The sequence below is a fragment of the Flavobacterium sp. genome, assembly GCF_030146175.1.
Classification (GTDB): domain Bacteria; phylum Bacteroidota; class Bacteroidia; order Flavobacteriales; family Flavobacteriaceae; genus Flavobacterium.
The window spans coordinates 20,397-28,430 of record NZ_JASLCE010000022.1 but is presented as its reverse complement, the minus strand read 5'-3'; the positions used below and the strand labels follow the sequence as shown (position 1 = coordinate 28,430).

The window sequence follows — 8,034 nt, the reverse complement described above, 5'->3', positions numbered from 1 at the left end:
TGGGAGAGTATGTCGCCGCCTTTCTTTTGAAAACCCTATCCAAACGGATAGGGTTTTTTGTTTTATAATAATTCCATAACAAATAAAATAAAGCACTACAAACCCCGGATTCCCGGGGTTTTCTTTTTTATTCACCGTATATCACACCTGACAGGTTTTTAAACCTGTCAGGTGTATACCGCAAAACATAAAAAAAACCGGAGACAACTCCGGTTTAGTTATTATTTAATATGTTATTTGTTTTTATTCCTGTTATAAGAAGTATTTCGGTTGTTGGTACCACCTCTGTTGGGATTAAAAGCCCTTTTTGCAGGAGTGCCCGACTGTTGTGTTTTGGGCTGTTCTGCTTTTGGTTTTGGTAAGCTGGCTTCTTCGGTTTTACTGGAAGGAGCAATCAGCTCGTTAAGGGTTTTGATTTCACCATCTGTAAGATCGCGATATCGACCAACCGGAATGTCAAGGGAGATATTAATGATACGGATACGCTTTAAAGCGGTTACTTCGTAATCAAGATATTCACACATTCTTCGAATCTGTCGGTTTAATCCCTGTGTAAGGATAATCCGAAATACAAATTTACTAATTTGTTCCACCTTACATTTTTTAGTTACCGTATCCAAAATAGGAATTCCATTTCCCATCCGTTGTATAAAACGATCGGTTATGGGTTTGTTTACGGTTACGATATATTCTTTTTCGTGATTGTTACGGGCACGAAGGATTTTATTTACAATATCGCCGTCATCAGTCATAAAAATCAAACCTTCACTGGCTTTATCCAAACGTCCGATCGGGAAGATGCGTTTCGGATAATTAATATAATCGACAATGTTATTGCGAACGGATTGGTTGGTCGTACATTCAATACCTACCGGCTTATAAAAAGCCAGATATACCGGTTTTTCAGTCTTTTCACGAACCAATTTACCATCGACTCTTACTTCATCATCAAGAGTGACTTTAGTGCCCATTTCCGGGACTATTCCGTTAATGGTAACTCTTCCTTCTTCGATTAACCTATCGGCTTCTCTACGGGAACAAAATCCGGTTTCGGATAAGAATTTGTTGAGTCGTTTTAAATTTTCTTCCATCTGGCAAAAATACGCTAAATAATAAGGAATGACAATTTATAGTCGGTGAATTGATTAGTCGGCTTCAAAAAGGAAATGATAGATCCGTTGGTAAAGCTGATCGTCGTGTAAACTGTGTCCCAGTCCTTTTGTTGAAATAAATTCGGCTGTTTTCCAGGTTTCGGCGATCTGTTTTCCTTCGTTATAGGAAACAACAGCATCATCTTCATCGTGAGCAATCAGACCTTTTAGATTAAACCCGGATGCAAAATGGCTACCGGAAAATTCATTCGGATCAATGCCAAAACGTTCCATGATCTGTTTTTCCAAAAGGCGTGATACTTTTTTATTCAGACTCAGTGTCTTTTTATAATTGTTAAGAACGATCATAAACTCACTCGGAGCCCCTAAAATGACCATTTTTTCCAATAACGGATTCTGATAAGTATACTGGTAATAGATACAGGTGGCACCACCCATAGAATGGCCAATGATGGACGTCGGGTTGAATTTTTGCATAATGGCGTCTACAAAACGCGCATATTCGGGAATGTTGAACTCGGTTCCGCTGGATAATCCCTGAGCCGGACCGTCGAGTGCAATAATAGTGCTCCCGGACTTTTTAAGCCATCCGATAAAACGCTCCCATCGGGCTGCGTTACTTTCCCAGCCATGGACTAATAAAATACGATGATCATTTCCTTTCCAGGTATAGGTTTGAATTTGATGCTGACCAAAAGCGACCGTTTCCGGATGGGCTTCGGTAAGTATTTTTGGGATTTTAGTAGCGTCGAGTTTTCCGTCCCGGGGTTCCGTAAAAAAACGATACGCCAGTTTTGTGGCTTTCTGAGGGAATAAAAAGCCCATGAGGTTAATATACAATCCAATGGATTTGGTTAGTATAAAATAGGATATTTTGTCAAACAGTTTCATAAAAAAAGCCTCCGGTTGGAGGCTTTAAGTTACTTATATTTTAGAGAATAATTGTTGCATTTTCTCTTTTTCTTCGTCTGCTAATGCACTGTCAACTAAGATTCTTCCACTGTGCTCATCAGTGATAATTTTTTTACGGGAAGCAATCTCCATTTGCGTTTGTGGTGGGATCGTAAAGAAAGATCCTGCAGAAGCACCTCTTTCGATAGAAACTACTGCCAAACCGTTACGAACGCTGGTACGGATTCTGTTGTAAGCATTTAATAAACGCTCTTCAATCTGTGCCTGGAATTCAGCTGATTTTTCTGATAAGAAGTTTTCTTCTTTTTCAGTTTCAGACATGATGTCTTCCAATTCCGCTTTTTTGTGTTTTAAGTGCGATTGTCTACCGTCTAATTTTTCTTTTGTTTGCGAAACCACTTCTTTTTTGTGTTCGATAGACGCTTTCATCTCACGGATGTGTTTTTCCGCTAACTGGATTTCCAACTCCTGAAATTCAACTTCTTTCGTTAAAGAGTTAAATTCTCTGTTGTTACGAACATTCTTTTGTTGTTCTGTATATTTTTTAATCGATTCTTTATGACCGTCGATAGCATTCTTTTTTTCTTTGATTTGCTCTTCGATAGTCTCTAAATCTGCTTTCAATTTCTCTAAACGAGTGCTTAATCCAGCTACTTCATCTTCTAAATCTTCCACTTCAAGAGGTAATTCACCTCTTACATTTCTAATTTCATCAATGCGTGAATCGATTAACTGTAAGTCATAAAGTGCTCGTAACTTCTCTTCTACACTTAGTTCTTTGATGTTTGCCATATTTTAAAAGTACTTAACTGGATTTGTATTTTCTTCCGATAAAATGATTGCAAAATTAGCAATTTTTTTCGTAAGATAATCAACTATATAGTTTTTTGTATACCTTTCACTTTCAAAATGGCCAATATCGGCTAAAAGTAGCTTGTTTTCGGCTTCATAAAACTGATGATATTTCAAATCGGCCGTGATAAAAGCATCTGCCTGAGCCGAAATGGCATTCCCAATCGCAAAACTTCCCGATCCGCCCAATACCGCTACTTTTTTGATTTTTTTACCGGCAAAGGCACTATGACGGATGCCATCGGCCTGCATTTTGTCTTTTACCAGTTGCAGGAATTCGGATTCATCCATTGGATTTTCCAGTTCGCCGGTCATTCCCAACCCGATATTCTGATGTGTATTTTGCAACGCATAAATTTCATACGCAACTTCTTCGTAAACATGGTTTTGGAATAGGGCTTTTAAAATTTTACCTTGAAGATGCTTTTCAAAGGTTACTTCGATTTTGATTTCGGCAGCTTCCACAAATTCAAAGCGTTCTCCGATTTCCGGGTTGCTGTTTTCGTTGCCCATATAAGAACCCATTCCTTGTGACGTAAAACTACAGTCTTCATAATTTCCGATTTTTCCGGCACCGGCTTCAAAAAGTGCGTTACGGAGTTTTGTCGCATTTTCAGGAATTGTATAGGTAACCAGTTTCTGGATAAAGTTGGATTTCGGAATCAATACACGGGTATTTGTAAGTCCGAGTGCATCGCAAAAGATTTTATTTACGCCTTGCTGATGGTTGTCCAACGCGGTATGAACGGCATAGATTGCAATATCGTTTTTGATGGCTTTTACAATGGAACGCTCGACATAATTTTTTCCGGTGATCTTTTTCAGACCCGAAAATAAAATCGGATGGAAGCAAACTATTAGATTGCATTGGCGACGGATGGCTTCATCAATCACATTTTCGAGTGCGTCGTGGCAAACGAGTACACCGGTTGCAGTGGCATTGGCATCGCCAACGAGTAAGCCTACATTGTCAAAATCTTCGGCATAGGCCAGTGGCGCCATTTCTTCCAGTACGTCGAGTATTGCTTTTATTTTCATCAGAACGGTTTTATTTTGTGGATGGAACCGCTAGTTTTAAGCCCAAACAGGCTAAACTTTACGGCAAAAGTTATTTTCAAAGATAAAAAATAGCTACTTTCGTAATATGAATTTTTTGCGAAAAATACTTTTTCCTTTTTCCATCCTTTACGGATGCGTTACCGGGGTTCGTAATTTTTTGTATGACAAAGACATACTAAAATCCAGTTTTTTCAATACACCTGTAATTGCTGTTGGAAACTTAAGTGTTGGCGGAACCGGGAAGACACCGCAAATCGAATACCTGATCCGATTGTTGTCCGGGACCTATAAAGTGGCCACACTAAGCAGAGGTTATAAACGTAAATCGGAAGGTTTTGTTTTGGCCGATACAACAGCTACCGCAGCAATACTGGGAGACGAACCGTATCAGTTTTATAAAAAGTTTCCGAATATAAATGTGGCGGTCGATGCCAATCGAACCAACGGAATTACACAATTACTGACATTGGCAAAACCGGAAGTGATTTTACTGGACGACGCCTACCAACACCGTAAAGTAAAAGCCGGATTTTATATCCTGCTAACCGCCTATAACGATTTGTATATTGATGATCTGATTCTGCCGGCCGGAAATCTAAGGGAAAGTCGGAATGGCGTAGCACGGGCTGCAATTATTGTGGTAACCAAATGTCCGCCATCGTTAACACAGATTCAGCAAAATGAAATAAAGGGACGATTAAAACTAAAGTCCTACCAACAGTTGTTTTTTACCTATATTAAATACGACGACAGTGTCTATTCGGAAAAAACAACATTAAAAGTTACCGACCTGGATCCGGAAAACCTGTTTCTGGTAGCCGGAATCGCAAAACCCCAACCATTTTTTGATCACCTAAAAGTAAAGGCATCCAATTGTATGACCTTTCCGGATCATCATCATTTTACAGACAAGGATATTGCTGCGATTCTGGAAAAAGCCGGAACCAAAAAAATTATTACAACAGAAAAAGATTATGTGCGACTGGAAGGGAAATTGCCATCGGAGCAATTGTTTTACCTGCCAATCGTTAGCGCATTTTTAAATAATGAAAACGATTTTGATAAAACTATTTTAGATTATGTGGGAGCAAGTACAAGAAACAGTTAGTTACATTAAAGGAAAAACAAATTTTACTCCGGAATACGGTGTTATCTTAGGTTCCGGCCTGGGAGGATTCACCAATGATATTACAATTGAATTTACCTTACCGTATAACGAGATTCCGAATTTTCCGGTATCGACCGTTCAGGGACATAAAGGAGCTTTGGTTTTCGGAACCATCGGAACTAAAAAAGTGGTCGCCATGCAAGGCCGTTTTCACTTTTACGAAGGCTATTCGATGAAAGAAGTAACCTTTCCGGTTCGCGTGATGAAATATTTAGGAGTGGAAAAATTAATTGTTTCAAACGCTTCGGGTGGTGTTAATCCGGATTATAAAGTAGGATCGATCGTGATTATTAAAGATCATATCAACATGATGCCGGAACATCCGTTACGCGGAAAAAATGACGAGCGTTTCGGGCCGCGTTTTGTAAATATGAGTGAACCGTATAGCCGTAAGATGATCGCCAAAGCAAAAGAATTGGCCGCTACTTTAGACATTGAAGTACAGGACGGTGTATATCTTGGCTTACAAGGGCCAACTTTCGAAACACTGGCCGAATACCGTATGGTGAAAACCGTAGGCGGTGATTGTGTTGGGATGTCAACAGTACCGGAAGTGATCGTAGCACGTCATATGGAAATGGAATGTTTCGGAATTTCGGTAATTACCGATATGGGCGACGAACACAGTATCGATACCATTACACACGATGAAGTATTGGAAGCAGCGCAGGCGGCAGAACCGCATGTTCGAAATCTAATCCAAAACCTGATAACGGCCTATTAATTGCCGTTTTTTGAAATGATGGTGGTTGCAATAATCTCGTAGAACTTTTCCGGATCGAACGGTTTTGTGATCACCTCATTCATACCATACGAAAGCAGCATTTCGCGATTTTCGTCCAATGAAATTGCCGTTAATGCAATAATCGGAGTTTGCTTGTCGAACTTGCGGATTTCTTCGGTGGCGATCGTTCCGTTAATTCCCGGAAGATGCACATCCATTAATACCAAATCGTAATGGTTTCGGTGTTTTTCCAAATGTTCAATCGCGTCTTCTCCGTTTTCGATGATCGTACAGGCCATCTGTTTGCGCTCAAGCATCTTTTTAGTGATCATCTGATTGATCTTATTGTCTTCAACCAAAAGTATCTTTCTGTCGATTAGCCATTGTTCATCATAGCCTAATCCGGTTTTCTTTTCCACTTTAATTTCTTCACCAATAGGGAACGACAGGTTAAAATAGAATTTGGCTCCTTTGTCCAGTTCGCTTTCCAGGTGGATTTTTCCGCCTAATATTTCAACCAGTCGTCGAACGATGGATAATCCTAATCCGGTTCCACCGTATTTACGGTTAATTTCTACCGAACCTTGTGTAAAACTGTCGAAAATTGTTTCCTGTTTTTCTTTTAAAATTCCAATTCCCGTATCGATAATTTCAAAATGCAGATCGACGCAGTTCCCATCTTTACCCGTTTGAAATACATTAACCCAAACATCGCCGTCTTTGGTAAACTTTAGCGAGTTGTTTATAAGGTTGATCAATATTTGTGAGAGTTTGGTTGGATCACCAATCAGGAAGCTCGGAACGGTTTCTTCGATGTTGAGTCGGCAAATGACATTGTTGTTATTGGCGATCTCGACAAACGAATCCATGATGTTCTGGAACAATTCCCGGATGTTAAAATTGATATGTTCCACTTCCAGAGCATTCGATTCCACACGGTTGATTTCAAGGATGTCGTTGATAAAAGTCGACAGGTAATTTCCGGAAAATTTCAGAGAATTCAAATAGGCAAGCTGACTTTCCTTGGGTTTGTCTTCCAATAAAATATGCGTAATACCATTAATCGCGTTCAACGGTGTGCGTAGCTCATGGCTTACGGTCGACAGGAATTCGGAACGTGCTTTCGAAGCGCGTTCGGCACGTTCTTTCTGAACTTCCAGTTCCAGATTTTTTTCTTTTAAAAGCTGGTTGGTCTTCTTTCGGATGATGTTGTTTTTATAAAGCGAAAGACTGAGTAACGATAAAATGGAAATCAACGCAATACTTAGAATACTGATCAGCTTGGAAAACTTGATCGATTTTTCCTGTTCCTTGTTTTCCTTGTCCATTTTTTCAATGGTCTTAAGCTGCTCGTTGGCAATATAGCGTTCGAATGCGGCTTCGCCTATACTATCGTTGTTAATCGCCGAAAGGGAGTCTTTCAGATGGACATACCGTTTCAGGTAATGGAAGGACTGGTTAACACTGTTGGTTTTATTGTAAAGCGTACTGATTTTACGAATGATTTTCAGCTTTTGGGAAATATTGTTATTGCTGGTAAGCACATTGGCTTTTTCCAGATAATCGATTGCTTTTTTGGGATTGTTCCGCTCGTTGATTTCGGCCAGCTGGTAATAGGCTTCGGCTTTTGTTTCGAAAAGATTGTCGATATTGTTTTTGGAAATGATGTTTTTAAACAGGGCCGTGGCCAGGTTGATATTTCCTTTTTTCTTGTAAATAATCCCTTTTTGCAGGTTGATCAACTCAATTGCGTCGGGAATTTGTATTTGTTCGTAGATGGAAATGGCTTTGTCGAAATAGTTTTCCGCAATCGCAAAACTGTTTTTGTCCAGATAACACAATCCCAGATTGTAATAACAAAATGCAATGTTGGACGACGGTTTTAAATTGTTGTAAATCGCCAAACTTCGGATAAAGTTTTCGATCGCGTCATCTGTCTTTTTTAACTGATAGTAAATACCGCCAATGGCCAGATAAGTGTCGGCCAGACCTTTTTCCAGATTGTTCCGTGTGGCATAATTAACCGCTTTTTTACCAAATTCTAATGCCTTATTATAGGTGTAATTGTTTTTGTGGAAATTAGATAACTCCAAATAATAGGTAATGCTATCGACTTTTATTTGGGCGTTTTTTTCCTGAGAAAAACAGGGAATTCCTATAAAAAATAATAAAAGCAGTATATACTTCATTTCTTTGTTTAAAAAATC

The 8,034-nt window shown here is 39.3% G+C and carries 7 protein-coding genes; 2 read left to right on the top strand and 5 right to left on the bottom strand.

Annotated elements, in window-relative coordinates:
* Positions 1–233: 233 nt before the first annotated feature.
* Genes rluF through Q1R07_RS02510 form a run of 4 tightly spaced genes read right to left on the bottom strand, consistent with a single transcriptional unit; the run spans position 234 to position 3,914 of the window.
* Entirely contained in the window at positions 234–1,091 is an 858-nt protein-coding gene (rluF, locus tag Q1R07_RS02525; protein WP_300485692.1) for a 23S rRNA pseudouridine(2604) synthase RluF, read from the bottom strand.
* A 54-nt stretch (positions 1,092–1,145) separates the two neighbouring features.
* Complete coding sequence (locus Q1R07_RS02520) at positions 1,146–2,003, bottom strand: alpha/beta hydrolase (RefSeq protein WP_300485691.1); 858 nt, start codon at positions 2,001–2,003, stop codon at positions 1,146–1,148.
* 33 nt (positions 2,004–2,036) lie between these two features.
* Positions 2,037–2,816 (bottom strand): C4-type zinc ribbon domain-containing protein, encoded by a 780-nt coding sequence (locus Q1R07_RS02515; protein WP_300485689.1) that lies wholly within the window; start codon positions 2,814–2,816, stop codon positions 2,037–2,039.
* 3 nt (positions 2,817–2,819) lie between these two features.
* A complete protein-coding gene (locus Q1R07_RS02510) occupies positions 2,820–3,914 on the bottom strand; it encodes a Nif3-like dinuclear metal center hexameric protein (protein ID WP_300485688.1) in 1,095 nt (364 codons plus the stop codon).
* Between the two features lie 106 nt (positions 3,915–4,020).
* Here Q1R07_RS02510 and lpxK point away from each other — a divergent pair, with 106 nt between their 5' ends.
* Positions 4,021–5,043 (top strand): tetraacyldisaccharide 4'-kinase, encoded by a 1,023-nt coding sequence (gene lpxK, locus Q1R07_RS02505; protein WP_300485686.1) that lies wholly within the window; start codon positions 4,021–4,023, stop codon positions 5,041–5,043.
* Positions 5,015–5,827, top strand: a complete 813-nt coding sequence (locus Q1R07_RS02500) for a purine-nucleoside phosphorylase (protein ID WP_300485684.1) — start codon at positions 5,015–5,017, stop codon at positions 5,825–5,827. Before lpxK ends, Q1R07_RS02500 begins: the two co-directional genes overlap by 29 nt.
* On the opposite strand, the gene Q1R07_RS02495 is transcribed toward Q1R07_RS02500, so the two are convergent.
* Positions 5,824–8,016, bottom strand: a complete 2,193-nt coding sequence (locus Q1R07_RS02495; protein ID WP_300485682.1) for an ATP-binding protein — start codon at positions 8,014–8,016, stop codon at positions 5,824–5,826. The genes Q1R07_RS02500 and Q1R07_RS02495 overlap by 4 nt on opposite strands.
* Between the last annotated feature and the right edge of the window lie 18 nt (positions 8,017–8,034).

Bases quoted from the DNA above. Each gene is read 5' to 3' on its own strand.
- rluF (WP_300485692.1), bottom strand. From the start codon at position 1,091: ATGGAAGAAAATTTAAAACGACTCAACAAATTCTTATCCGAAACCGGA.
- Q1R07_RS02520 (WP_300485691.1), bottom strand. From the start codon at position 2,003: ATGAAACTGTTTGACAAAATATCCTATTTTATACTAACCAAATCCATT.
- Q1R07_RS02515 (WP_300485689.1), bottom strand. From the start codon at position 2,816: ATGGCAAACATCAAAGAACTAAGTGTAGAAGAGAAGTTACGAGCACTT.
- Q1R07_RS02510 (WP_300485688.1), bottom strand. From the start codon at position 3,914: ATGAAAATAAAAGCAATACTCGACGTACTGGAAGAAATGGCGCCACTG.
- lpxK (WP_300485686.1), top strand. From the start codon at position 4,021: ATGAATTTTTTGCGAAAAATACTTTTTCCTTTTTCCATCCTTTACGGA.
- Q1R07_RS02500 (WP_300485684.1), top strand. From the start codon at position 5,015: ATGTGGGAGCAAGTACAAGAAACAGTTAGTTACATTAAAGGAAAAACA.
- Q1R07_RS02495 (WP_300485682.1), bottom strand. From the start codon at position 8,016: ATGAAGTATATACTGCTTTTATTATTTTTTATAGGAATTCCCTGTTTT.